Source organism: Psychrobacter sp. CX18, assembly GCF_057396215.1.
Map to the genome: position 1 here is coordinate 38,777 of NZ_JBXYJH010000001.1, position 23,052 is coordinate 61,828.

Here is a 23,052-nt window from a genome sequence, read left to right on the forward strand (position 1 = left end):
ATTATAACGATAATTTTATCAAAAAAAAGCACTAAATCAACAAACTATTGCCCTTACCTTTTTTTAGTGTAAGAGTTATGAAAACGGATTGTCTATCTTCTTACTGGTTTGCGTCTGCTCGCTTACAATAGACTCTTTTGTTGCCGTATCGTGAAGGTTTCCCGCGGTCTTTGCCTGTTGTAACTCATCGACTATCGCTTGAAAAACGTGCTGAAGCTTTAACGCTTGCTCTAATCCTGCTTCACTTTTAATAATATCTATATCCCCATAGACAGTGACTTTATCTGTTTGGTTCTCAAACACCAACTCCCCTATCTGCATACTTTGATGGTCATTTTGATAAGGCAAAAATGCTATTGTCTCAAAGCTTGGATTGTTTTCAGTCTTATTGTCTGGAATGTCTGGATGTTTCATAATGCATATCCCTTAATTGCGCATCAATATAAGTATCCATAAAAAGTACAGGATAAAAGTCCTCAAAATTACAAGTCATATCCATATTACCAAGAACCTGTGCTTTATGCGTCATTATCTAAACGGTTATTTTGACAAAAAATTATCAACAATCCAACGTAAGATTTCAATCAAAACAAGATACCAAAGAGGCTCATCATCTACTTGATTAGAGCTTTTAGTGCTACTGTCTCTATCAGTAATATCACTGACGCTTGTGGGCAATGCCATGGCGACTGCTTTAGATTCTGAAGCAATAGAGGGAAAAACATCAATACCAGATCGCAGAGCGAGCTCATCAATACTAATAACTTCTATGCGCTCGCTATCATCATTAGGCGCATAATAGGCGCCCGCCTCACCTGTAGCAGGAATAAATATGGCTTTAAACATATGTGTCGGTACCAAGACTCGATCATGTAACTGAGTCAGCTTACTGCCTTTAAACGCCACACCCGTTATGACGTAAACCTCACCGTATTTTTTAGTTAAATATCGGGTAACTGATTCGATATTTCGCCAGACATATCGGTTATTTTTAGGAGATTGCGGCACGATATTGGCAAGACTAAAGCTGTCATATTGCTGACGAGTATTGGCCATATCTGCATTAGGTGCCAGATGCCCTCGATCAAATCCTGAGTTTTTGTAGTCTGATATTTCTGCCCTTAGAGACTCAGGCAGTCTGCTTTCACTATGAAAGCTGTCCTCTCTTGGAATTTCCTCTGCTTGATCAAGTCGTTTCCGTGTAATGTGTTCAGCTGACCACAGCGGGGTGCGCGATACGCCTGAGTATAAAGTAGCAAAGCCTTCAAAGCACAAGGGGACACTTCGTTTGATGACCCTGTCGTCGATATAATCTGGTGCCGTGGCAGCATAAAAGTTTTGATCACAGTCTCTAAAATCTGTTGCCCACGCCCCTGTAGACAGACCCGTACTGCTCATTAATGCTAAACAAAACGGTAACACTCTGTGAAAGCTCATTGTAGACGCTTTAGGTAAATACACCACCGCCTTTAGAGCCATTAACCCAGCTATTAATACCCTCATGATTACTGATAAAAGCATTAAAAATATAGGTATTAATAAAGGTATTTTTAAAAATCGTACTATTAATAAGGACATTAAGATTAAGGGAACTTTATATCGCATTGTTTGGTCATGACCACTTACCACGTTTACCGCCTCTACTTTGACCAAGTTACCTACTGTTAACTGCTGCTTTTACGCCTTGATTATAAGTGCCAGCTATATGCGTTATATGTCATAAATTATCAAAAAAAACTTTGTTTTTAATAAGATAGCGCTGGTCAATAAAGGCAAAAGAAGGTCATGCTACCAATGGTTATAGCAAGTGTAAAGCTTTGAGTACAATTAAACGTCATTTGGTGACGCACTCAATGCTCAGATTTGTCGAACAAAATGTGAAAATATAGAGTCAATATAGGTCGAATTACCGACAATAAATAAAACGGATCGCTAAGGATGACATTTGACTTGCCTTTAGGTATACTATATCGCTCAAAACGGTGAAGTGGCTGAGTGGTCGAAAGCGCACGCCTGGAAAGTGTGTATACGTTAATAGCGTATCGAGGGTTCGAATCCCTCCTTCACCGCCAATTTTGTTTTTCGCTTTATTCTATATCCCCTTCCCCCTATATTGCATAGTGTCATGCCAATACTGTATTGCCTTGCCAATATTCCTCAGTATTTTTAATCTTTAAAGAACATAAAGTTACGGGTAAGAACGTCGCAGCTACTATGCTATTCTCGCCCGCGTTAATTGGTGTGATAGGCTCTTTTTAATCAGGTGGACTTGTACCGCGCTGCATTATACTGTCTAGTTACGTTTTTTGTTGTTCTGTTATAAGAATTACTATATCCTTTGATTAAGCATACTCAATGAAAGAGCGCCTATTAAAATATTGATTTATCTAAGACTTTTAAATCATTTAATTTTTGATCTATCTTAATACAGGTAGTCAGGCCTCAGAGCTAAATGCTATTTGATACTCACCATTTTCTGACACGCAAGCAAATACCCTGCACGCAGCGTTAAAAGGACTTTTACATGCCAGCAATTAAGCCTCTTAGTACCCTAAAATCACTATCTCCACGTACCTTAAACCATACCGGCTATCTTGCTATTGCCAAAACTCGCGCCAAAGCCTTGCAAGCATTTGCCATGGTAGTACCTATACCTAGACCGCAACTCTTTATAGGTGAACAATCGTGCTTCGAGCTTTGCGATATGATGATTAATGAAGGCGCCACAAATATCTTGATTGTGACCGATTCTGTTTTAAACAATTTGGGTATCCCTGACAAAATAACTCAGTATTTAAAAGAGCATAATGTTGACTATCATCTGTATGATGGCATCACACCAGATCCGACTTTCAGTGTGGTTGAAGAAGGTCTAAATCACTCGATAAACCATAACTGCGATGCAATCTTAGCGTTAGGTGGCGGCTCTGTCATCGATGCGTCCAAAATTTTGGCCATCAGTCAAGCCACAAAGCGTAAGCCGCAAAAGCTGATGGGATTGCTAAAAGCTTCAAAATGTATGCCGCTATATTGTATCCCGACTACTGCAGGCACTGGCTCGGAAGCGACGCTTGGCGCCGTAGTGTCAGATGATAAGACGCATCAAAAATCCATTTCAATAGACCCAAGAATGGTGCCTTTAGCTGCCGCGATAGATCCGACTATTATGCAAGGTATGCCCCCTCATATCACAGCGGATACGGGTATTGATGTTCTGACTCATGCGCTAGAAGCGTGGATGAGTGTGAACGCCAGTAGTGAGACAGACTATTATGCCGCCTCTGCCACCAGAACGGTGATGCAGTATCTACCCCTTGCCTATAAAGATGGGAATGACCTGAAGGCACGGGAACACATGGGTATTGCTGCCCACTACGGTGGTATAGCCTTTAATAAAGCGGGCTTAGGTTATGTGCATGCTATTGCTCACCAGTTAGGGGCTTATTATGGTGTACCCCACGGTCGTGCGAATGCCATTGTGTTGCCTTATATACTTGATATCAATCGAGAGGTCAGTAAAACAAGGCTTGCTCACTTAGCTAAAATAACGGGCATTATCGATACGACTGGCGCAAAAGTAGATGATCGTGATTTGGCCGACTATTTTATCGAGCATGTCAGCACTTTAATCAAAGAGTTGAATATAGATAATACCGTTAAGGGTATGCAAAGTAGTGACTTTAAGAAAATTGCCAAAGCTGCTGCTAAAGAAGTTCGTGATACATATGCCGTCCCTAGATATCTCACGGCTTTACAGATTATCAATATCCTTAACAAAATTAAAGCTGCAAGCGAAACTTAAGGCTACAGTCGCCGTTCTAACGATTAGTGTTTTACTGACTAAACTGAAATTAAGCTGTTGCATTATTTGAAGCTTGCACTGCTAAAACTTGCGTTATCAAAAGCTAGTTGATCCCAATAGGGTTCATCCCCTATTTGCTCAACGATAAAATCGATAAAACAGCGACAACGCTGTGATAAAAATTTATTCTTAGGGTAGACGGCATAAGCATTTAACGTAGGGAGTTTGTACTGCGTCATCAAAGGTATCAACTCACCACTAGCGATCGTCTCATAGGCAATGAAGGTTGGTAAAAAGGCAATACCTTGACCTTTTACTGCCATTTTTATCAAAAAGTCACCATTATTGGCCTTCATCTTTGATGTCGTGTCTATTTTGTGCGACTTGCCTTCTGAATCGATTAATACCAAGCTGTTTTGTTTGTTAAACCCATATTGTAAAAAAGAATGCTGTTGCAAGTCCGCTAAAGATTTGGGCATACCTGCTTGTGCAATATAGTCTGGACTGGCACATAAAACATACCGAATGACCGTGAGGCGTCTTGCTTGATAGCTTGAGTTCTTAAGCTCTCCAATACGAATAGCCAGCTCATACCCCTCTTCGATCAAGTCCACTCGCCTATCTGAAAAGTCCAATTCAAAATCTAAGTTTGGGTGCTGAATAGCGTAGCTGTCAATGATATCACTAAGGTGCATCAATCCGAATGACAATGGCGCCGTTATTTTCAACGTACCTTCAATGTGGGCCTTGACGCCACTAATTTCTTCATTAAGCACCGCCACATCACCAAGAATAATGCGTGCCTGTTGGTAATACTGCTCACCGGCTTCCGTTAAGGTCGAGTTACGCGTAGTGCGGTTGATAAGCTGAGTTTTTAATCGATCTTCTAGATCTTTTAGACGGCGACTCACTGCCGATTTTGCGATATCCAATTGTTCGGCAGCTTTAGTAATACTGCCCGCCTCCACGATACGCACAAACAGCGACATATCTTCTAACTGTCCCATACCACTCCTCGCAGTCCAACCTTTAATGCTATTTAAAAAAAATTTAATACAAGCCTGTTATAGTCTCTCAGATTCTGTTATTAACCAAATAACAACCTTAGTACTACTCTGTAACTCAAATAAACTGGATATTCTTATGTCCTGATTAATTGGCGTTGAAGAATGTTTTGAAGAGAACTTTAAAAGCACACTACCGAAAATATTGTCTACCATATCTAGATATTATCTTATCGATGAAGGCAAGAGCGAACTCAGCAAATAGTAGGTTCAACGTGTCTGAGAGACAGGTAATTTTATAGAGAAGGTATTAACCATCAAAAGGGATTTAGTAACTTTGAAGGTAAACTAAATGCTATTGTTCTCAAAATCTGAATTATCATTTGCAATTTGAGTGGTTTATTTCTTCTGCGTCAACAATTAGTATAGCACCACAAGAGTAAAGGTATAAACAATAAACAAAAACTGATGTACATTAATTAACGTTAGGAGAACCTTATGAACAATGCACTTCGTTATGCTGCTCCATTAGGCCGTCTATTATTAGTCGTACTATTTATCATGTCAGGTTGGTCAAAAATATCTGGCTATGAAGGTACGCAAGGTTATATGGAATCTATGGGTGTGCCTGGAGGATTACTTCCTTTGGTCATTGCTTTAGAAATATTAGGTGGTATTGCTGTTCTTGTCGGGTTTAAAGCACGCTGGATTGCCTTGATCCTTGCTATTTTCACCATCGCATCTGCTGTCATATTCCATGCTGATTTTGCTGATCAAAACCAAATGATGCACTTTATGAAAAACCTAGCTATTGCTGGTGGTTTCTTAATGATTGCAGGCCATGGCCCTGGCGCTTTATCAGTCGATAAAGATAAATACACCTATCCAGAAGACTATGATCGTCGCCCAACACGCACCCTTTAATAGCGACACCTTTCTATATATCTAACAATATATAGTATAATTTTCTGACTTTTAAGCTACTATAAACGACTGATATTGACATGGTTGATATCAGTCGTCTTTTTTTGCGTGCTAAATGATCGCTTTGTTAGGGTCACGTTTTAACAGTCAAATTTAACTTTATAAGATGATTAGGGTGTCAGTTCTGAGCGAACTAAGATGTATTTGAGATGTATTTGACACACTTGGCTAATAAACTAGTCGAGTTTATAGGAGAGTAACATGAGCACTACTTCAAACCCCGAAGCACACCAGGGCTGGTGGAAGCGCTTTGAGTCTACCATTTTACTTACCCTTGTGGGCGGTGCCATTAATACGATAGGCTTTGTTGCCTTGCTAGGCTTCTTCACCAATCATGTCACAGGAAACTTAGTGATGGCTGGTGCAGGTATGGTTAAAGACGATAAAGGCCTATGGATAAAACTTGGTGCCTTACCGGTATTTATCATTACCGTTATGATCACTCAGCGTATTATTCACCTAAGACAATCAGGTCAACCGATCTTAAGCCAACTATTGTTTGCAGAAGTTGCATTTTTAACCGCCTTTATGATTTCCGCTTTAGTGTTTGGCCCCTTCGATACTGCCGGTGCGTGGGATGTTGCGATTACAGGTTTCTTAGGTTTGATGGCGTTTGCTATTCGTAACACAGCAAACAGAACCGTCATGGGTAAAACCCGCCCAACTCTATTAATGACAGGTAATACCACTCAGTTTGGAATGGATCTGTCAGATTATGTCTTTAACCGCACCCAATGTAATATGGATAGCTTAAAGTACAGCTCAACTGTGGTATTTAGTTTTGTTTTCGGTGCATTTGCCGGTGCTGTTTTGTATTTATATATTGGTTTTTGGTCGATTGCACCTTTTATCATTGCCATACTATATCTTGCTTTAAAAACTCGCAATGTCCAGTATCTTAAGCTGCAGAATATGTATAGCGAGTCTTAAGCAGTCAACAGATCTACGTTTTATGACAGGTTTTTATTTAGTATGGTTAAATAATTGTGATAATTCATACATAACTTACAAACCCATTACTAAACAATACCAACTTTATAAGGTCATTAAATTAGCCAATGCTATTCTAAATCTGTATTGGAACTTTAAGTTTTAATGGTTTTTAGAACTATTTTATTAAGTACTATTTAGTAATAATCATTGTTTCGATACATTTTTATTTTCTTATTTGTTTAAATTAAAATAACTTATAACGAAGGATATTTTTATGTTTAGCTCTAAATCGGATAGTCAAAAATATACTTATAATCGCTTAAACAAAGATGACGCCGTGGTCTTGTTTGTCGACCATCAAGCAGGCCTTTTGTCTTTAGTGCGTGATATTGAACCTGCAGAATTCAAAAGCAATGTTATGGCACTAGCCAATTGTGCCGAATATTTTGATCTGCCAGTAGTCTTGACGACCAGCTTTGAAGACGGTCCAAATGGTCCTATCATGCCAGAACTTAAGGAAAAGTTTCCTAAAGCGCCATATATTGCGCGTCCAGGCGAAATTAGTGCTTGGGACAACCCTGACTTTGTAAAAGCGGTTAAGAAAACAGGTCGCAAGCAAATTATCATTGCTGGTATTGTTACCGAAGTATGTGTTGCATTCCCTGCCCTAGCAGCGCTTGAAGAAGGCTATGAGGTGTTCGTTATCACGGATGCATCAGGTACATTCAACGAAATTAACCGTCACTCTGCATGGTTACGTATGCAACAAGCTGGCGCGCAACTGATGCCATGGTTTGCAATGTCTAATGAATTACGTCGTGACTGGCGTGAGGATATGGAAGGTTATACTCAATTATTCTATGAAAACATTCCTGCCTATGCCCCTCTTATTGACAGCTATAACAAGTTAACTGGCAAGAAATAAGACGTATAAGGTTAACTCGCTTAGCCGATACAGAGAGTAGTTAAAAAAGACATCATTGTTTTAGCATCAAAAACGACAATGCCACATCTGATGAGATGTGGCATTTTTCATTTAATTAGCGAGAGCATTTGGTCCGTTTAGGCGAACAATCACGCCTTATGGCGTTGCATTGTGAAACACAGAATTATCTTGATACTCAGGATGCTTGTCTATATAGGCCTTAACATAAGGGCAGATTGGCTTAACCCGTAAATTATTGTCAGCGGCATAGTCTAAAAGATACTTTACCAAATATCCTGCTATTCCGCGTCCACCAAGCTCTTTTGGCACTTCGGTATGTAAATAGGCAATACCCTTTTCGCCCGCACTGGTTGTAAAGTAGTCATAGTCCTCAAAGGCGACATGTCCATCCACATGAATCTCAAAGCGTTTGGCTTCTTTATTATCAACGACATCGTATTTAGGGTGTTCATTATTGGTCATAGTGATACTCTTTTTTATTTAGTTAAATGCTCAGTGTTATTTGCTTTATTCACTTTATTTGCTTTATTTGCTTTTTTAGCAACATAAATATTAAAGCTATTAAAGCTATTTCAGGTTTATTAACCCATTTACTAACTCATAATAGCTATTGAACGCTCTAACGTCTAGTGATGATGTGTAGCTACCTAAAACTCTATAAAATAATCTGTTAAATCATTAACATACTAAGGACTTGAAAAATTTGTATAAACCCTTATTATGTAGCTATATTAAATTTTAATACTTATTAGTTAAGTTTTATTAATATAAAATAAACGTCCGGTTAAGGATTAAATATGAAAACCGTTTATCATGCGGCAAGCTCCCGTGGGGGCGCTCATCATGGCTGGCTTAAAAGTAAACATACTTTTAGCTTTGCGGATTATTATGATCCTGATCGTGTTGGTTTTGGGGCACTGCGCGTGATCAATGATGATCATGTTGATGGAGGAATGGGGTTTGGCGACCATTCACATGCTAATATGGAAATTATTAGTATTCCCCTGTCTGGAAAGTTAAAACATGGCGATAGCATGGGTAACCACGGGGTTATTGAAAGTGGTGACATTCAAGTCATGTCTGCTGGAACAGGGGTGACCCATTCTGAAATGAACGGCGATGATGTGCAACCAGTTAAGTTTTTACAAATTTGGGTAGTGCCAAATACCTTAGATGTCAAACCTCGCTATCAACAAGTCAGCTTAGTTGAATTACTTAAGCAAAATCAATTTAGCCAAGTGCTGTCCCCATTCCCTGACGATCAAGGTGTCTGGATTCATCAAAACGCTTGGTTTAGTGTGGGACAGTTTGATAAAGGCGTTACCACGACTTATAGCATACGCGGTCCTCTTAATGGGGCGTACGTCTTTGTCATTTCTGGAAAAGTCGTGATTCATGGTCAGGTTTTAGAAGGCCGCGATGGCCTTGGTATTTCTGATACCAAAGGCTTTACGATGGATGTACTAGAAAATGCACAAGTCTTGGTGATGGATGTGCCACTAACACTATAAACGACTTAATGATAACTAATTCAGACAGTCTTTATTTTAGACCAGTCTTGTGCAATAACAACCGTTTAATAGACAAAATCAGCCCAATATCTTGAAGTATCGGCAATGTGACCTATCGCTACGAGTAGACCCTGACATAGTATTACAATTTTTAACGAAGTCGCTTATTTTAAAATAGTGAGATAAACTACTGTACTACTTCCCCTTGCTCATATATGGTTAATAATATTTTTTAACACGGTATTCATACAACTTTTGATACATACCTTTTAATTCTTATAACCTATTAGTAATACTATTGAGCTATCATAAATAATAAATATTTAGAGGTAAATATGAAAACTAAAACACTTGAACCCCGCTTAGCCGATGTTGGTGGTATTCCTATTGCCCGTTTATTGCCTAATAAAGGCAAGGAGCCTATCGGTGCGTGGTGCTTTATGGATCATGCCGGCCCCGCTGAATTTGGCGAAGATGAAGAGGGTATGCAAGTCGGTCGTCACCCCCATATCAATTTGCAGACATTTAGTTGGATGATTGATGGCGAAGTACTGCATAAAGACAGTATTGGTAATAAGCAAGTCATCACCAAAAACCAAGTCAACGTCATGACCGCAGGCACTGGACCAGATCAGGGCATTAGCCATACCGAACAAAGCGTTTTTCCAGATACTGGTGGTTCAGCCAACGCATGGCGCGGTATGAATATGGTCCAATTATGGATTGCGTTGCCTTTAGATCAGAAGATTGAACGTAACTTCCATCATTATCCAGAGCTACCAAGCTGGACTGCAGAAGGTGCTGAACTTGTATTGACAACAGGTGAGTACACCACCCCAGAAGGTGATCGGTATGAAGCGCCGACTATTCAATACTCAAAACTTGTTGGGGTAGATGTTCATCTTGTCGAAGATGGTGACGTCAACTTAACCTTAGAACCGGGTTTGGAGTATGGCATATTGATGGTCGTTGACGGTGTTGACTATAACGGCACTCAATATGAGCAAAATGAACTAATCCGTTTTGATGATGTGACAGAGCAGACGACAATTAAGGTTTCAGGTAAGAAAGGCACTCGTTTTATGCTATTAGGCGGTGAGCCATTGAACCAGAAGGTTCTACTATGGTGGAACTTTGTCTCAGACAACAAAGAAGATATTGAACAAGCCATTGAAGATTGGAACAATCACCATCCTCGCTTTGGTAATGTCGATTCGGATTTGAAGCGCTTAGAGGCCCCTGCTTTACCAGAAGGCTTTAAAGAATAAATACTATTTTAATTATTTATTAATAGTTAATTTAGGTAGGTCATTGTTAAAATATTTTACAAAAATACAATGTCAGTTCTAAGCATAAGTTTTTATAATTGTCTCAAGTTATTTGAGTGATCTAAAGTACGATAACTAAGAAAAACGAAGCATTAAAATGAGTACTTGAGACTAGGGTCTGTTTATAACATTGAGTCACACTTTGATATGTGTCAATGTATAAACAAAATAATTGTTAATTAACCAATTTAGTTTAATGGAGATTTATTATGTCAGACTTAAAAACCCTTCAAAACGCTGCAGAAGCTCGTCGTTCAATCTATGCTTTAAATGATCAACTTCCTGTTGATAAACAACAAGTTGTTGATATCGTTGAGCATGCTATCAAGCACACCCCATCAGCTTTCAACTCTCAATCAACTCGTATCGTTGTATTATTTGGCGAAGACCATAAAAAACTTTGGCAAATCACTGAAGACGAGCTACGTAAAGTAGTACAAGATGATGAGCAGTTCGAAGGCACTAAACAAAAACTTGAAGGCTTTAAAGCGGGCGCTGGTACTGTTTTATTCTTTGAAGACCAAGGCGTTGTAGAGTACTTACAAAACAACTTTGCTTTATATGCAAACAAATTCCCAACTTGGTCACAGCAAACCAATGCCATGCATCAATATGTTATTTGGACTGCACTAGCCAGCGTTAATGTTGGTGCAAACTTACAGCACTATAACCCACTAATCGATAGCCAAGTTGCGAGCACTTGGAACATTGATAAGAATTGGGATCTTGTTGCTCAAATGGTATTCGGTGGTATTGAAGCACCAGCTGGCGACAAAGAGTTTGAATCTATCGAAAAACGTATGAAAGTTTTTGGTAAATAATCATCGCTGATCTTATACCAAATCTAGAAATTAACCTATCGAGGAAGACGAGTGCAAACGCTACAAATAGTAGGTTCAGCGAGACTGACAAAGATAGGTTATTTTATAGAAAAGGTATTAAAAATAATCTCTTTAAATGAGCATTGTGATATACATAATGCCTAATGAGATCTAAAAAGCAGCCCTGAGAAATTAGGGCTGCTTTTTTATTGACCTTTATTTAGGGTCTGTTGAACACTCTGATAGCATTTTTGAAATTCACCTATTTTGAAACTGAACCTATTTTGGAAACAAACCCATTGTTGGCTAAGAGCGTTTGGCAAAGATAAGTTATTTTTGGTGTTTATTGTTAGGCCCACATTTTTAACATTACTATTCACTTTTTGCTTGTCGCTTAGCTCCTTGCTTTTGGAAGATATCGACAAATCGACCGGTCGTTTGTGGGAACATATTGGCAACTTTTGCCACCACACCACGACTCGCTGGCAGTACCATCTCTAACGGACGTTTCTGTAATACCGGTCCGACAATAGCATCAACCACTTCATCAACACTTAAAGTACGATTGCCAGAGAAAGTAAGCGCAGCCTGCTCCTTATCTTTTTGTTGATCCAGCATCGGTGTTTGTACCGCATCAGGGCACAAGGTTGTCACCGCAATACCATGTTCTGCAAGCTCCATACCGGCCGCCAATGAATACGAGCGCACTGCATATTTACTGGCACTGTAAAGCGATAACCCAGGTACAGGGGATAACGCCGCGAGTGATGCTATATTAATAATATGACCACTGCCCTGCTTAATCATCGTCTCGACCACGCTTTGGGTGCCAAATACAGTACCTTTAACATTGATATCAAAATGAAAATCAACGTCATCTGGCACCACAATATCTGCTATCCAATTCTCTTTAAGAACGCCCGCAACATTGCACAATACATCAATCTTTTGCCATTGACTGAGCACGCGCTCCACCATCGCTTGCCAGTCCTCATTACGGCGCACATCTAGTTGCTGCAATATAAGTGGCCCCCCTTTATCGGCTAAGGCGTGATCCAAATATTGCGCCTGTAACGCCTCATAATTGAGGTCACAGGCACAGACATTATGACCCAATGTTAGCAGTCTTTGGCTTAGTGCGTATCCAATACCAGATGCAGCGCCTGTTACGATATAAGTTTGCGCCATATCCCACCTCTTTTTTTATTTTTTTTAGTTTTGGGTGTGAATTTACCAAATTCTAATTCGCCCATACGTACGGTTGGCGCAGTCCCTGGAAATAGCGTAAAACCGGCCGACTCTGAAGATAACGCCATATTGTAGAAACGCTCATCTTTAGGATAAGGACCAGCGACCGTTTTTTCTTGAATCATTGACAGGTATTGATCCACCCCAAATTCTAAAGTATTCCCATTCATCACCACTTCAGATTGGGTCAACTCTGCATATTTAGCCAATCCTTTAATTTGAGAGTGCTGTGGTGCATAAGCATCCATGCTAACACCATTTTCAGATGTCACCAATAGTCCTTGATCAGTATGTGCCACAATCGAATGATTGCCTTCGGTATGGCCTTTTGTATGCATGAGCGCTACAGAGCCGTCTCCTAAAAACACATCACCATCCAACAACTCAATACGACTGTCCTCTACCCCATCAATACCTCCAGGACAATACCACTGGTTTTGCCATGGCAGTAGTGCTTGCGTACTTTCCCACTCCTCTCGCATGACCAATAACTTTGCATTAGGGAAAATAGCAGCGTGACTTTCGCCATCACGTTGACCGCCTAACCACCGGGTAATATTTTGAGTATGCAAATGATCGTAGGTAATATAATCCACATCTGCAGGATCTAGACCAAGCTGTTTAAGTGCCCCCAAAACGGTGTTTTTAGGTTTGACGATTAACGTCTCAACTGGTTTTGCTAAGACACCTGTATCTTGTAGCATATGGTAGAAATAAGGCGTATCTCGTTGATGTTCCCAATCAGAAGGACTGACGAGCAAGGTTTTTATACCTTCTTCACTATCAAATTGAATGACAAACAGTTTATTACAGATATGCAGGTAGGGCGTGGGTAGTCCGAAGGCATTCAGATAGCCGTATTTAGTAGGATACGGAATACGGATAAGCTCAAAGGTTTTGTAAAACTTTACTTTTGGCTTACCTAGCATGGTGTTACGAAAGTCTGTTGCAGCCCCTCGAACATCTTCAACCCGATCTAATGGCTTTGCGGCATCTCGGGCTGATTTAAAGTGAGAGAAAGGATGAATAATACTCATATGACTATCCTTGTATGAGAGGGAAGAGGTGTATTTAGTTAAAATACAAGCTTGGTGTCTAACACAAGCTTGGCTTCAAATAAAAGATGAGTTCAGAAAGAAAGGACACTAAACACGAACAATGGGTGGTCATCGTCAAAATATGACATCACCTATTACCATTAACTACTACCATTTATAAAATACTACCTGTTTCAAACGAAAGAAAGTTTTTTCTAAAAATTTAGAACTTACTCTAAAAGGGAACGTCACTCTCCCACGCCATCCACGTATTCATGGTCGGGTGTTTTAAGCGTAATTTATGCGCGTGCAAATTTAATCTCGGTGCTAGGCCCAATGCTTCCCCTTCTGCATAAATCGGATCGCCAATAATGACGTGTCCTAAATGCACCATATGCACCCTCAACTGATGGCTACGTCCCGTTACAGGATGTAAGGCCACACGGGTGACGGGTTTACCTTTACGAAGCTCATGATGTAAGACTTCATAACGAGTTAAGGCATGCTTTTTCCAATCAGGATCTGCGACATGTTTGGGCTTAATACTGGGTTCATAGCGCACAGGAATATTGATCTCCCCTTTTTTGCCGGGTATTGCTAAAGTGCCTTGCACGATGGCCTGATATTCCTTTTGGGGAATACGCTCAATAAACTGCTTACTAATATGGGTCTGTGCTAGTTTGTTCTTAGCAAATATCATTAAGCCTGAGGTATCCATATCCAGTCGATGGATCAGCTTCACCTCAGGCATTGCCCGCTCAAGTCTTGATAATAGGCTGACCTTTAAGTCTTTACCGTCAATACTCAGTAGTCCTGCAGGCTTATTGACGAGTAGAATATCTTCATCTTCATAGAGGGTAATTCGAGATAAAAAATCTTTAAAAAACTGCTCGTTGTATTGATTTTCTTCAATATTTAGTCGATTAACGGTTTCAATTGATAATGGCATAATGTGTCGCAATGGCTGAAGGTGTGTAATACCTTTTCTATAAAATAATCTATCTTTGTCAGTCTCGCTGAACCTAGTATTGGTAGCGTTTGTACGCGTCTTCCTCGATAAGTTAATTTCTAGAATTGGTATCAGGTTAAATAGAGGATTAACTGCCGGTAATATACTTAAGCCAATCCATAGCAGGAGTATACCATCAATTACATCAATACCAATTATCAACCATACTTAACGGGGTAAGAACAAAAATTTAATCTAATAATGGTATTATAGTGCGTATAATTTAACGAATCTTACCTTTTTTTTATTATTGGTAATATGTTCTTCAATTAGCACCCGCTTGTACTTTGGACAGTAACAGCTTGGGTTGACTGATACGATCTTTTGATACCTATTTACTTTCTTCCCTTTCATTTCTATACTTTATTATTATTTCATAAGGATACAACCATGTCAGATTTAATCATTAACTCATCAGATGCCAACTTCGATCAAGACGTTATTAATTCTGAGCTCCCTGTATTATTAGACTTTTGGGCAGCCTGGTGTGGACCCTGTAAAGCGATCGCGCCTATTCTTGAAGAATTAGCTGACGAATATAAAGACAAAGTCACTATTGTGAAAATTGATGTTGACGAAAATCCAGAAACAGCCAGCCGTTTTGGTATTCGTAGCATCCCAACGTTAATGGTATTTAAAGGTGGCGAAAAAGTAGACACGGTCATGGGCTTACAACCAAAAGCGGATCTTGCTGCCCTATTAGATAAGCATCTATAAGCTACTAACTAATGGATACCGCTATTTGATATAAATTTCTATTTAAATCATTAGAGTCTAGTGGCATCATTTTTGCCAGTGATGATAAAGTGACTGTTTAATAACGGTCACTTTACATTTTTAGAGTTTATCTTCTTAGGGCTTATCTTTTTAAGTTATTCTTTTTAGAATTGTTTAGAGCTATTTTATGAACAATTTTTAGCTTAAGGAACAATATTAAGCTGCTTTCTTTTAAATTTTGCTTTAGTTTAACAAAACCATTGACATAAAGCGGGTAAACACCGTATAGTTTGAGTCCTAGAGAATACCTATTGTCAATTTGTGAGTTGCAATTAGAAATACGCACTTTGTTGATCCCTTTTAACAAGTAGACCCTAATCTGCACGCAATCTCTGCTCGATCATTCCTTGCCTTAATGCTTCCCATATAACGTGCTTTCTGCTCGATATGGCGCCAGTTATTAATATTTTTTTATGATCTAGTATCGATGATATCAGTCACATACTGACAATCATTATATCTTTTCACACTTTCTTAAATAAAAAGTATGCCTCATCTTTGCTCGAAGATATCATTTACCACCTTTGTCTAAGTCAGATAGCTCGGTCAATTTGGTCAATAAAGTTGACTACGTTTAATACACCAAACACTGTCATCAAGACTTCATTAACAGGCTAAGTCAACCTGACCGAGTAACACATTAATTGTGAATAACAATTATTAAAGCAGTTTTATAATGCATTATTTACTTATATGGTGACTCTATAAATCTGTATATTACTGTCTATTAAAATAAGTTTTTATTAAATCTAAACCAATGCTTCATGCTAATGACACTATTTTATTCCTTTCAGAACTTGTTAATTCCACTTGTCTATAGCGATACCTCGCTATCGTCTAGACCTCTATTATTTATCGCATATGCTTAGTTTACTTTGGCGTACTGGCAAATGACTATGACTCAACAACCATCAAACGAAACCTCTATGAACCTGACTGAACTTAAAAAGAACTCCGTTACTGAACTTCTTAATATTGCAAAGGAAATGGGGCTAGATAACCTAGCTCGAAGCCGCAAACAAGACATCATTTTTGCTATATTAAAAAAGCATGCGAAAAACGGGGAAGCCATCTATGGCGATGGTGTACTAGAAGTGCTGCCTGACGGTTTTGGCTTCCTACGTTCTTCAGAAGGCTCCTATCTAGCTGGCCCCGACGATATTTATGTAAGCCCAAGTCAAATCCGTCGTTTTAGCTTAAAGACAGGCGACTCGATAGCAGGCACCATTCGTCCTCCTAAAGATTCTGAACGTTATTTTGCCTTACTTAAAGTCGGTGAAATTAACTTTGATACCCCTGATCGCTCTCGTCATAAGCTCATTTTTGAAAACCTCACGCCTTTATTTCCAACAGAACAGCTAAGACTTGAAATGGGTAACGGTACTACAGAAGACTTAACAGGCCGGGTTATCGATCTTATCGCTCCTATCGGTAAGGGTCAGCGCTCTATCATTGTTGCCCCGCCCAAAGCTGGTAAAACGGTATTGTTGCAGACTATTGCACAGTCCATTACCCGCAATAACCCAGAATGTTACTTAATCGTATTGCTGATAGATGAGCGCCCAGAGGAAGTGACCGAAATGCAGCGTACTGTCCGTGGAGAAGTCGTAGCATCAACCTTCGATGAGCCACCACAGCGCCATGTTCAAGTTGCTGAGATGGTTATTGAAAAAGCGAAACGGCTTGTTGAACATAAACAAGATGTGGTCATTTTACTTGACTCAATTACCCGTTTGGCTCGTGCTTATAACACTGTGGTTCCCTCTTCAGGTAAGGTATTGACCGGTGGTGTGGATGCCAATGCCCTCGCTCAGCCCAAACGCTTCTTTGGTGCGGCAAGAAATATCGAGGAAGGGGGTAGCTTGACCATTATTTCAACCGCCCTTATCGATACCGGTAGTAAGATGGACAGCGTTATCTTCGAAGAGTTTAAAGGGACAGGTAACCAAGAAATCACTCTAGAGCGAGACTTAGCTGAAAAGCGTGTCTTCCCTGCGATTAACATCAAAAAGTCGGGAACGCGTCGTGAAGAGCGCTTACTTGATGAAGACACGCTACGTAAAGTATGGATTTTGCGCAAGCTGCTGCAACCTATGGATGGTACTCAGGCCACTGAGTTCTTATTAGATCGATTAAAAGAAGCCAAAACTAATGATGATTTCTTTGATCAAATGACGCGCAAATCGCAAAACTAAGCTAAACTGAGCGATGACACCCGATTACCTAAGTGCTTATAAAAATACCTAAGTGCTTATAAAAAAAAGACCGCTGATGAACAGCGGTCTTTTTTTATTCTCTGGTCAATTGATGTTAATTTAGTTGCATCAGATCTATCAACCTATCGATGAAGACGAAAGTCGTTTATATAGCGCCAGAGAAGGTATCACAATTACGGATATCTCCTGTTTCAAGCCCTCTGGTGAACCAGTTTACCCGTTGCTGACTGGTACCATGAGTAAAGTTATCTGGTACTACGGATTGCCCACTGGCTTTTGCTAAACGATCATCACCGATTTGACTAGCCGCATGTAAGGCTTCATCAATATCGCCTTCTTCCAAAAATTGCACGCGCTGTTGATTGCGATTGGCCCAAACACCAGCATAACAATCGGCTTGCAATTCTTGACGCACAGACAACTCATTACCTTGTGCTTCACTGACTTGACGGCGCGCCTGATTGACTTTTTGCGAGGTACCAAGTAACGTTTGAACGTGATGTCCCACTTCATGTGCAATGACATAGGCTTGCGCAAAGTCACCCGCTTTACCTTGGTTTTCTGCATCACCAGATCCCTGTTGATCACCTGCAATCCCTATATTTTGCCGCATTTCCTTAAAGAAAGAGGTATCCAAATACAGTTGCTGGTCTCCTGGACAATAAAAAGGGCCAGTTGCAGAGGTTGCACTACCGCAAGCAGAGCTCACTCTTCCCTCAAATAAAACCAATGTCGGTTCTTTATAAGTTTCACCAAACTCTTGGAAAATTTGGTGCCAAACGTCTTCCGTATCTGCCAAAACAGTTTCAACAAACTGTGCATCTCGACTATTATCGTCTACCGGTTGCGTCGTTGAGCTACTTCCGGCAGTCATTGATTGACCCGTTTGGAAAGCAGTCATGGGATTCACCCCAAATACCAACCAAAGAACCAAACCAATAATAATACCAAAGATACCGCCACCAGCTGCTTTCCCACCGCTCATACGAACATTTGAGCTACGTCTTCTATCACGCCATTTCATCAGTATTTGCCTCGGAATGTCATTAAATTTTATTTGGGGTCATTTTTAGATACTTTCTTTAGAGCATTTTTGAGTACTACTTTAAAAGAATAACTCTAGAAACTTGATTCAAGTGTGTCTTAAGTTTTAGATTAGGCTGCTGTATTATAGAAAGTTATATTTATATAATGAAGAAAGCAAATTTTATTTTAACATTTAGTGACTATTTAATTAAAATTTTAAATGTATTTTAAGTTATGTCATTATATTATAATCAGTTATAGGTCTTCAAAAAGCATCTATTTAATGCATAAATATGTCATTTAATATGTATTCAAATCATTTTAGTTTTCAAAAACTCTCTACAAGTCAATAAATATAGGTATTAACGGGTACTTATAGGTTTAGATCGCAAGTTTTCGTTAAAAAATGTATCTAAATATTTTATTTAAACAAAATAACTTTGAAATGTAATATTAGTGATGTATAATCGCTAACGAATTCTGACTCTACAATATTTGTTTTGTAATTAGTTATATGACAGTTAATACTTTATTCTGCTTGGCTTTTTATAAAATGTTTAGTCAGTTATATTTCACTATTTGGAGAATACTATGAATTTCAAGCTAATCGCACTTTCTGGTTTAATGGCTGCTACTATGGGCCTAGCTGCTTGTGACAGCAACAAAGAAAACGCTGTTGAAGACGTTAATGATGCACAAGAAGAGTTACAAGATGCAAAAGCTGAGATCAATGATGCTGCTGCTGAAGGCGCAAATGTTGCTGATGAACAAGCTGCTGTAGCTGATGCCCAAGCTGCCGCTGCTGAGGCTGAAGTTGCTGCTGCTAGTGGTGATGCTGAAGCTGTTGAAGAAGCTAACAACATGGAAGCTGAAACTCCAGTTGCTGACGAAGCTGCTGCTACCGCTGAAGCTGCTGCAGATGGCACCGAAGAAACTGTTGCTCAGTAATTTATTACTGATTATGCAAAAAAAGAGAGCTAATTTAGCTCTCTTTTTTTTGTTTTTAAATTTAAAATTACGGTTGTAGTTGTTTGTCATCCACTTGACGGCGTAATTTTTGACCTGCTTTAAATGTTACAACCCGTCGAGCCGATATTTCAACTTCTTCACCAGTTTTTGGATTACGTCCTGGTCTACTTTTTTTGTCTTTCAAGATAAAGTTTCCAAATCCTGACAACTTAACATCTCTACCTTCCACTAAGTTGTCATAAATTTCTTCAAAAAAAGAATCTACTAAAATACGACCTTGCTGCCGAGTAAAACCAAATTTACCTACCAGATGGTCAATGATGTCGGCTTTGGTTAATGTCTCAGCTTTTATTTCTGTCATTACGGCTTCCTTTTCGTCTATACCTCTTACTTTACTGGGGATTAAAATACACAGTGCTTAAGCAAAAGGCAGTAATTTATAATTATGTCCCCTATCCAGCATCCTGCTAAATGGGCACTGTAAAGATGATACTAAAACTTATCTAAGCATTTAAAATTGGAACAACGTATTAGCCGAGCTAATAATACAATTAATGTTTAAAGCAGGGTCGATACTGTACCAATACATAAATACGGTTACTATACTATAGCTGCTATAGTCAAAGAACTCTCTAAAACCAAACCTGAAATTTAACATATTGAATAAGACATATGCAAACGCTGCAAAAAATCGGGTTAGCACCTTAATCTTTTTTAAGAGATTTATTTAATCACTCAACCTAACCTGACTAAAAACCCAACCTCACAACCCATCCTGAAACATAGTCTAACAGCCAAACTCAACAGCCAATATAAGAATGGATTTAATAGCCATATTAACATAGCCTAAATTGTCCTTTAAAAGGCTCTAACTTATAGTCAGTGTTCTATATACTGTAACATACATTAATAATATTAAGTAATCTGCTACTATAGCCCCGCCTAGCTGTCTCTTAGTTGTGCGCCATGATCGTTTTGAAGCGCAGTCACCACTTTCTCAACCGCACTATTAACGACGTCATCCGACAAGGTTTGGGCGATGTCTTGCCATACTAAAGCAAACGCCACTGAGCGCTTGCCTTGAGGGGTATGCTCACCCTGATAAACATCGAACAACCAGTGCTGCTGCAGTAATTCACCACCCGCTTGACGTATGGTCTCTGATAAAGCTTGACGCGGGATATCGGCATCGACTAATAACGCAATATCACGGCGTACTTGTGGGAATTTCGATGGGCTTTGGATACTATGTAGGCTACGAGATTGCTCTAAAATAGGCGCTAATGCCAACTGGGCAACCCAAGTCGTTGGCAAATCTAGTTTTTGTGCCACGCTAGGATGTAACTGCCCTAACCAGCCCACGACGTCACCATCAATGAGCAGCTCAGCACTCTGACCGGGATGTAAAAAGGACAGCTCACTGCGCTGATAGCGGATACGCGACTCATCCATAGTGGCCGGTAATAGTTGCTCAACATCATGCTTAAGATCAAAGAAATCCATGGCGCGATTATCATGAGCCTGCTCAGGATTAACCTCCCCCGTGGCGACTATTGCAAGGCTTGGCGTTTGTACCAGCTCTTCTATGGTCGCTCCAACAAAACTTAAACCTGTCTCAAAAAAGCGAACTCTGGGTTGTTGGCGATTTAGATTGTACTGTACACAAGGAATTAAGCTTGAGAGCAAAGTACGGCGCATCACCGCTAAGTCTGCTGAGATCGGATTTGCTAAACCCAACAGATTACCAAGCTTTGGATCGTCCAGTACTTTTTCGACTTTCTCATCACTAAAGCTAAAGCTAATGGCTTCCATATAACCTGCGTCCACCATAGCCAGCTTTAAGCGGAGGGTTAAATCGGCGCTGTCGTCATAGCGCATGTCTACGCCAAGATTGGGCAACGTACTAGGAATATTGTCATAGCCATAAATACGGGCAATCTCTTCGATAAGATCTTCTTTGATCTCAATGTCAAATCGATGGCTAGGCGGCAAGCAGCTCAAAATGGTTTGATCGTCTTGTTGCGACTCTTTAACGTCAATCTCAAGGTGACTTAAAATCTCAATAATACGCTGTTTATCAATCTCAATACCAAGGACCTCAGCCACTTTAGAGAGGGGTAAATCCACAGGAGTGCGTTTTGGTAAATACTCTAAGTTTTCAATAGTGGTTACTTGACCCGCTTGACCATTTGCAATCGAACTGATTAGGTTAACAGCACGGTTGAGTGCTATGGCCGGCAATTCAAAATCAACCCCACGCTCAAAGCGCTGCGACGCATCAGTATGTAAGCCAAAGCGACGGGCGCGGCCTGCAATAGCGATTTGATCAAAAAAAGCACTTTCAATCACAATATTGGTGGTGTCGTCGGTGACGCTACTACGCATACCGCCCATAATACCCGCCAATGCCAAAATACCCTCATCGTCCGCAATAACTAGCTCATCCCCTTTAAACGTCACGGTCTGCTCATTGAGTAACGCTAGCTGTTCGCCTTCATTGGCAATGCGTACGGTTATAGTACCAACAATTTTATCCGCATCGAAAGCATGGAGAGGCTGTCCAAGCTCTAGCAATACATAATTGGTAACGTCGACTAAAAAGTTATGCAAGCGTTGCCCACTTTGCAATAGAGACTTCTGCATCCAATCAGGCGTTTCGATAGTACGATCTATATTAAGGACGGGCTGTGCCAAATAGCGTGGACAAGCTTCGACAGCTTCGACAACGACGTCTTGGCTCTTATCCACCTCATTAGCTTGTGTGGTAATCGTGGGCACTGTCACCGGCAAACCGTTTAACACCCCTATCTCACGCGCAATACCGCGCACACTGAAGCAGTCGCCACGATTTGGGGTAATAGAGATATCTAATATCTTATTGTCTAAGCCTAAGTAGTCACGAATGTCTGTGCCCACTGGCGCATCTTCAGGTAGCTCAAGAAGACCATCAACCACATCCGGCAGATCAATCTCTGAGGCACCGCAGAGCATACCTTGCGACTCAACACCCCGAAGTTTGCTTTTCTTAATAGTAAAGCCTTTGCCATCGTCAGTTGGTAACTTGGCACCGATTGTCGCCACGGGGGCACGCATACCGACACGCACATTAGGGGCGCCGCAGACGATCTGTAGCGGCTCGTCCGCATTGATATTTACTTGGGTAACACGCAATTTGTCGGCATCGGGATGAGGCTCTACAGACAGTACTTCCCCAATAACCACCCCACTAAAATCAGCAGCGACGGCTTCGATACCGTCAATCTCTAGACCTGACATGGTTAACTGATCGGCCAATTGTTGCGTATTATTATTTGGATTCACCCACTGGCGTAACCACTGTTCACTAATTTTCATAGAATTCTCAAAAAGCTTTCAAATTATTTTAGTTGTTTTGTATAGGGTTTATGGTGTCGATAGGGCTTTCAGGTTTTAAGCGCATTC

General features: G+C 40.1%; 20 protein-coding genes and 1 tRNA gene. 11 read left to right on the plus strand and 10 right to left on the minus strand.

The window, feature by feature from the left end:
- Positions 1-75: 75 nt before the first annotated feature.
- Both AC2SLT_RS00160 and AC2SLT_RS00165 read right to left on the minus strand, forming a co-directional pair.
- Complete coding sequence (locus AC2SLT_RS00160; RefSeq protein WP_486545190.1) at positions 76-414, minus strand: hypothetical protein; 339 nt, start codon at positions 412-414, stop codon at positions 76-78.
- A gap of 126 nt (positions 415-540) precedes the next feature.
- Positions 541-1,437, minus strand: a complete 897-nt coding sequence (locus tag AC2SLT_RS00165) for a DNA/RNA non-specific endonuclease (protein ID WP_486545191.1) — start codon at positions 1,435-1,437, stop codon at positions 541-543.
- A 544-nt stretch (positions 1,438-1,981) separates the two neighbouring features.
- Between AC2SLT_RS00165 and AC2SLT_RS00170 the strand changes: the two genes are divergently transcribed.
- Positions 1,982-2,072, plus strand: a tRNA-Ser gene (locus tag AC2SLT_RS00170).
- A gap of 452 nt (positions 2,073-2,524) precedes the next feature.
- Positions 2,525-3,802, plus strand: coding sequence for an iron-containing alcohol dehydrogenase (locus AC2SLT_RS00175; protein ID WP_486545192.1), 1,278 nt, complete (start codon positions 2,525-2,527; stop codon positions 3,800-3,802).
- Between the two features lie 62 nt (positions 3,803-3,864).
- Here AC2SLT_RS00175 and AC2SLT_RS00180 read toward each other — a convergent pair whose 3' ends face one another.
- A complete protein-coding gene (locus tag AC2SLT_RS00180; RefSeq protein ID WP_486545193.1) occupies positions 3,865-4,809 on the minus strand; it encodes a LysR family transcriptional regulator in 945 nt (314 codons plus the stop codon).
- Positions 4,810-5,304: 495 nt separating this feature from the next.
- Between AC2SLT_RS00180 and AC2SLT_RS00185 the strand changes: the two genes are divergently transcribed.
- From AC2SLT_RS00185 to ycaC, 3 genes are all read left to right on the plus strand, one after another.
- A complete protein-coding gene (locus AC2SLT_RS00185) occupies positions 5,305-5,730 on the plus strand; it encodes a DoxX family protein (protein ID WP_486545195.1) in 426 nt (141 codons plus the stop codon).
- A gap of 261 nt (positions 5,731-5,991) precedes the next feature.
- Positions 5,992-6,720: a YoaK family protein gene (locus AC2SLT_RS00190; protein ID WP_486545197.1), complete on the plus strand. Its 729-nt coding sequence runs from the start codon at positions 5,992-5,994 to the stop codon at positions 6,718-6,720.
- A 277-nt stretch (positions 6,721-6,997) separates the two neighbouring features.
- The gene (gene ycaC, locus AC2SLT_RS00195) at positions 6,998-7,648 is read left to right on the plus strand and encodes an isochorismate family cysteine hydrolase YcaC (RefSeq protein ID WP_486545198.1); all 651 of its coding nucleotides are present in this window, start codon (positions 6,998-7,000) and stop codon (positions 7,646-7,648) included.
- Between the two features lie 156 nt (positions 7,649-7,804).
- Here the strand turns inward: ycaC and AC2SLT_RS00200 are convergent, their stop codons facing one another.
- Entirely contained in the window at positions 7,805-8,131 is a 327-nt protein-coding gene (locus AC2SLT_RS00200) for a GNAT family N-acetyltransferase (protein WP_486545200.1), read from the minus strand.
- 335 nt (positions 8,132-8,466) lie between these two features.
- Between AC2SLT_RS00200 and AC2SLT_RS00205 the strand changes: the two genes are divergently transcribed.
- From AC2SLT_RS00205 to AC2SLT_RS00215, 3 genes are all read left to right on the plus strand, one after another.
- Positions 8,467-9,180, plus strand: coding sequence for a pirin family protein (locus AC2SLT_RS00205; protein WP_486545201.1), 714 nt, complete (start codon positions 8,467-8,469; stop codon positions 9,178-9,180).
- Between the two features lie 335 nt (positions 9,181-9,515).
- Complete coding sequence (locus tag AC2SLT_RS00210; protein ID WP_486545203.1) at positions 9,516-10,448, plus strand: pirin family protein; 933 nt, start codon at positions 9,516-9,518, stop codon at positions 10,446-10,448.
- 269 nt (positions 10,449-10,717) lie between these two features.
- Positions 10,718-11,329, plus strand: coding sequence for a nitroreductase family protein (locus tag AC2SLT_RS00215; protein WP_486545205.1), 612 nt, complete (start codon positions 10,718-10,720; stop codon positions 11,327-11,329).
- Positions 11,330-11,701: 372 nt separating this feature from the next.
- Here AC2SLT_RS00215 and AC2SLT_RS00220 read toward each other — a convergent pair whose 3' ends face one another.
- The 3 genes from AC2SLT_RS00220 to AC2SLT_RS00230 all read right to left on the minus strand — a co-directional run bounded on the left by AC2SLT_RS00220 (position 11,702) and on the right by AC2SLT_RS00230 (position 14,563).
- Positions 11,702-12,517, minus strand: a complete 816-nt coding sequence (locus AC2SLT_RS00220; RefSeq protein ID WP_486545207.1) for an SDR family NAD(P)-dependent oxidoreductase — start codon at positions 12,515-12,517, stop codon at positions 11,702-11,704.
- On the minus strand, positions 12,496-13,614 hold the full coding sequence (locus AC2SLT_RS00225; RefSeq protein ID WP_486545209.1) for an MBL fold metallo-hydrolase: 1,119 nt from the start codon (positions 13,612-13,614) through the stop codon (positions 12,496-12,498). The genes AC2SLT_RS00220 and AC2SLT_RS00225 overlap by 22 nt, the downstream gene beginning before the upstream one ends.
- Before the next feature lie 235 nt (positions 13,615-13,849).
- Positions 13,850-14,563: an RluA family pseudouridine synthase gene (locus AC2SLT_RS00230; protein ID WP_486545210.1), complete on the minus strand. Its 714-nt coding sequence runs from the start codon at positions 14,561-14,563 to the stop codon at positions 13,850-13,852.
- 450 nt (positions 14,564-15,013) lie between these two features.
- Here AC2SLT_RS00230 and trxA point away from each other — a divergent pair, with 450 nt between their 5' ends.
- Both trxA and rho read left to right on the plus strand, forming a co-directional pair.
- Positions 15,014-15,340, plus strand: a complete 327-nt coding sequence (gene trxA, locus AC2SLT_RS00235) for a thioredoxin (RefSeq protein WP_486545211.1) — start codon at positions 15,014-15,016, stop codon at positions 15,338-15,340.
- 986 nt (positions 15,341-16,326) lie between these two features.
- Positions 16,327-17,595 (plus strand): transcription termination factor Rho, encoded by a 1,269-nt coding sequence (rho, locus tag AC2SLT_RS00240; RefSeq protein WP_486545642.1) that lies wholly within the window; start codon positions 16,327-16,329, stop codon positions 17,593-17,595.
- A 166-nt stretch (positions 17,596-17,761) separates the two neighbouring features.
- Here the strand turns inward: rho and ypfJ are convergent, their stop codons facing one another.
- Positions 17,762-18,640 (minus strand): KPN_02809 family neutral zinc metallopeptidase, encoded by an 879-nt coding sequence (gene ypfJ / locus AC2SLT_RS00245; RefSeq protein ID WP_486545213.1) that lies wholly within the window; start codon positions 18,638-18,640, stop codon positions 17,762-17,764.
- A 593-nt stretch (positions 18,641-19,233) separates the two neighbouring features.
- Between ypfJ and AC2SLT_RS00250 the strand changes: the two genes are divergently transcribed.
- The gene (locus tag AC2SLT_RS00250) at positions 19,234-19,590 is read left to right on the plus strand and encodes a hypothetical protein (RefSeq protein WP_486545214.1); all 357 of its coding nucleotides are present in this window, start codon (positions 19,234-19,236) and stop codon (positions 19,588-19,590) included.
- A gap of 67 nt (positions 19,591-19,657) precedes the next feature.
- Here AC2SLT_RS00250 and AC2SLT_RS00255 read toward each other — a convergent pair whose 3' ends face one another.
- On the minus strand, positions 19,658-19,993 hold the full coding sequence (locus AC2SLT_RS00255) for an integration host factor subunit alpha (protein ID WP_486545643.1): 336 nt from the start codon (positions 19,991-19,993) through the stop codon (positions 19,658-19,660).
- 560 nt (positions 19,994-20,553) lie between these two features.
- Positions 20,554-22,965 carry a phenylalanine--tRNA ligase subunit beta gene (pheT, locus tag AC2SLT_RS00260; RefSeq protein ID WP_486545216.1) on the minus strand — a complete coding sequence of 804 codons (2,412 nt, stop codon included), beginning with the start codon at positions 22,963-22,965 and terminating at the stop codon, positions 20,554-20,556.
- Between the last annotated feature and the right edge of the window lie 87 nt (positions 22,966-23,052).

What these genes read in the sequence shown, in the direction of transcription:
- pheT (WP_486545216.1), bottom strand. Translation starts at nt 22,965, where the DNA reads ATGAAAATTAGTGAACAGTGGTTACGCCAGTGGGTGAATCCAAATAAT.
- AC2SLT_RS00200 (WP_486545200.1), bottom strand. Translation starts at nt 8,131, where the DNA reads ATGACCAATAATGAACACCCTAAATACGATGTCGTTGATAATAAAGAA.
- rho (WP_486545642.1), top strand. Translation starts at nt 16,327, where the DNA reads ATGAACCTGACTGAACTTAAAAAGAACTCCGTTACTGAACTTCTTAAT.
- AC2SLT_RS00210 (WP_486545203.1), top strand. Translation starts at nt 9,516, where the DNA reads ATGAAAACTAAAACACTTGAACCCCGCTTAGCCGATGTTGGTGGTATT.
- AC2SLT_RS00205 (WP_486545201.1), top strand. Translation starts at nt 8,467, where the DNA reads ATGAAAACCGTTTATCATGCGGCAAGCTCCCGTGGGGGCGCTCATCAT.
- AC2SLT_RS00175 (WP_486545192.1), top strand. Translation starts at nt 2,525, where the DNA reads ATGCCAGCAATTAAGCCTCTTAGTACCCTAAAATCACTATCTCCACGT.
- AC2SLT_RS00160 (WP_486545190.1), bottom strand. Translation starts at nt 414, where the DNA reads ATGAAACATCCAGACATTCCAGACAATAAGACTGAAAACAATCCAAGC.
- AC2SLT_RS00220 (WP_486545207.1), bottom strand. Translation starts at nt 12,517, where the DNA reads ATGGCGCAAACTTATATCGTAACAGGCGCTGCATCTGGTATTGGATAC.
- AC2SLT_RS00180 (WP_486545193.1), bottom strand. Translation starts at nt 4,809, where the DNA reads ATGGGACAGTTAGAAGATATGTCGCTGTTTGTGCGTATCGTGGAGGCG.
- AC2SLT_RS00250 (WP_486545214.1), top strand. Translation starts at nt 19,234, where the DNA reads ATGAATTTCAAGCTAATCGCACTTTCTGGTTTAATGGCTGCTACTATG.
- AC2SLT_RS00225 (WP_486545209.1), bottom strand. Translation starts at nt 13,614, where the DNA reads ATGAGTATTATTCATCCTTTCTCTCACTTTAAATCAGCCCGAGATGCC.
- AC2SLT_RS00230 (WP_486545210.1), bottom strand. Translation starts at nt 14,563, where the DNA reads ATGCCATTATCAATTGAAACCGTTAATCGACTAAATATTGAAGAAAAT.
- trxA (WP_486545211.1), top strand. Translation starts at nt 15,014, where the DNA reads ATGTCAGATTTAATCATTAACTCATCAGATGCCAACTTCGATCAAGAC.
- AC2SLT_RS00215 (WP_486545205.1), top strand. Translation starts at nt 10,718, where the DNA reads ATGTCAGACTTAAAAACCCTTCAAAACGCTGCAGAAGCTCGTCGTTCA.
- AC2SLT_RS00165 (WP_486545191.1), bottom strand. Translation starts at nt 1,437, where the DNA reads ATGAGCTTTCACAGAGTGTTACCGTTTTGTTTAGCATTAATGAGCAGT.
- AC2SLT_RS00185 (WP_486545195.1), top strand. Translation starts at nt 5,305, where the DNA reads ATGAACAATGCACTTCGTTATGCTGCTCCATTAGGCCGTCTATTATTA.
- ypfJ (WP_486545213.1), bottom strand. Translation starts at nt 18,640, where the DNA reads ATGAAATGGCGTGATAGAAGACGTAGCTCAAATGTTCGTATGAGCGGT.
- ycaC (WP_486545198.1), top strand. Translation starts at nt 6,998, where the DNA reads ATGTTTAGCTCTAAATCGGATAGTCAAAAATATACTTATAATCGCTTA.
- AC2SLT_RS00190 (WP_486545197.1), top strand. Translation starts at nt 5,992, where the DNA reads ATGAGCACTACTTCAAACCCCGAAGCACACCAGGGCTGGTGGAAGCGC.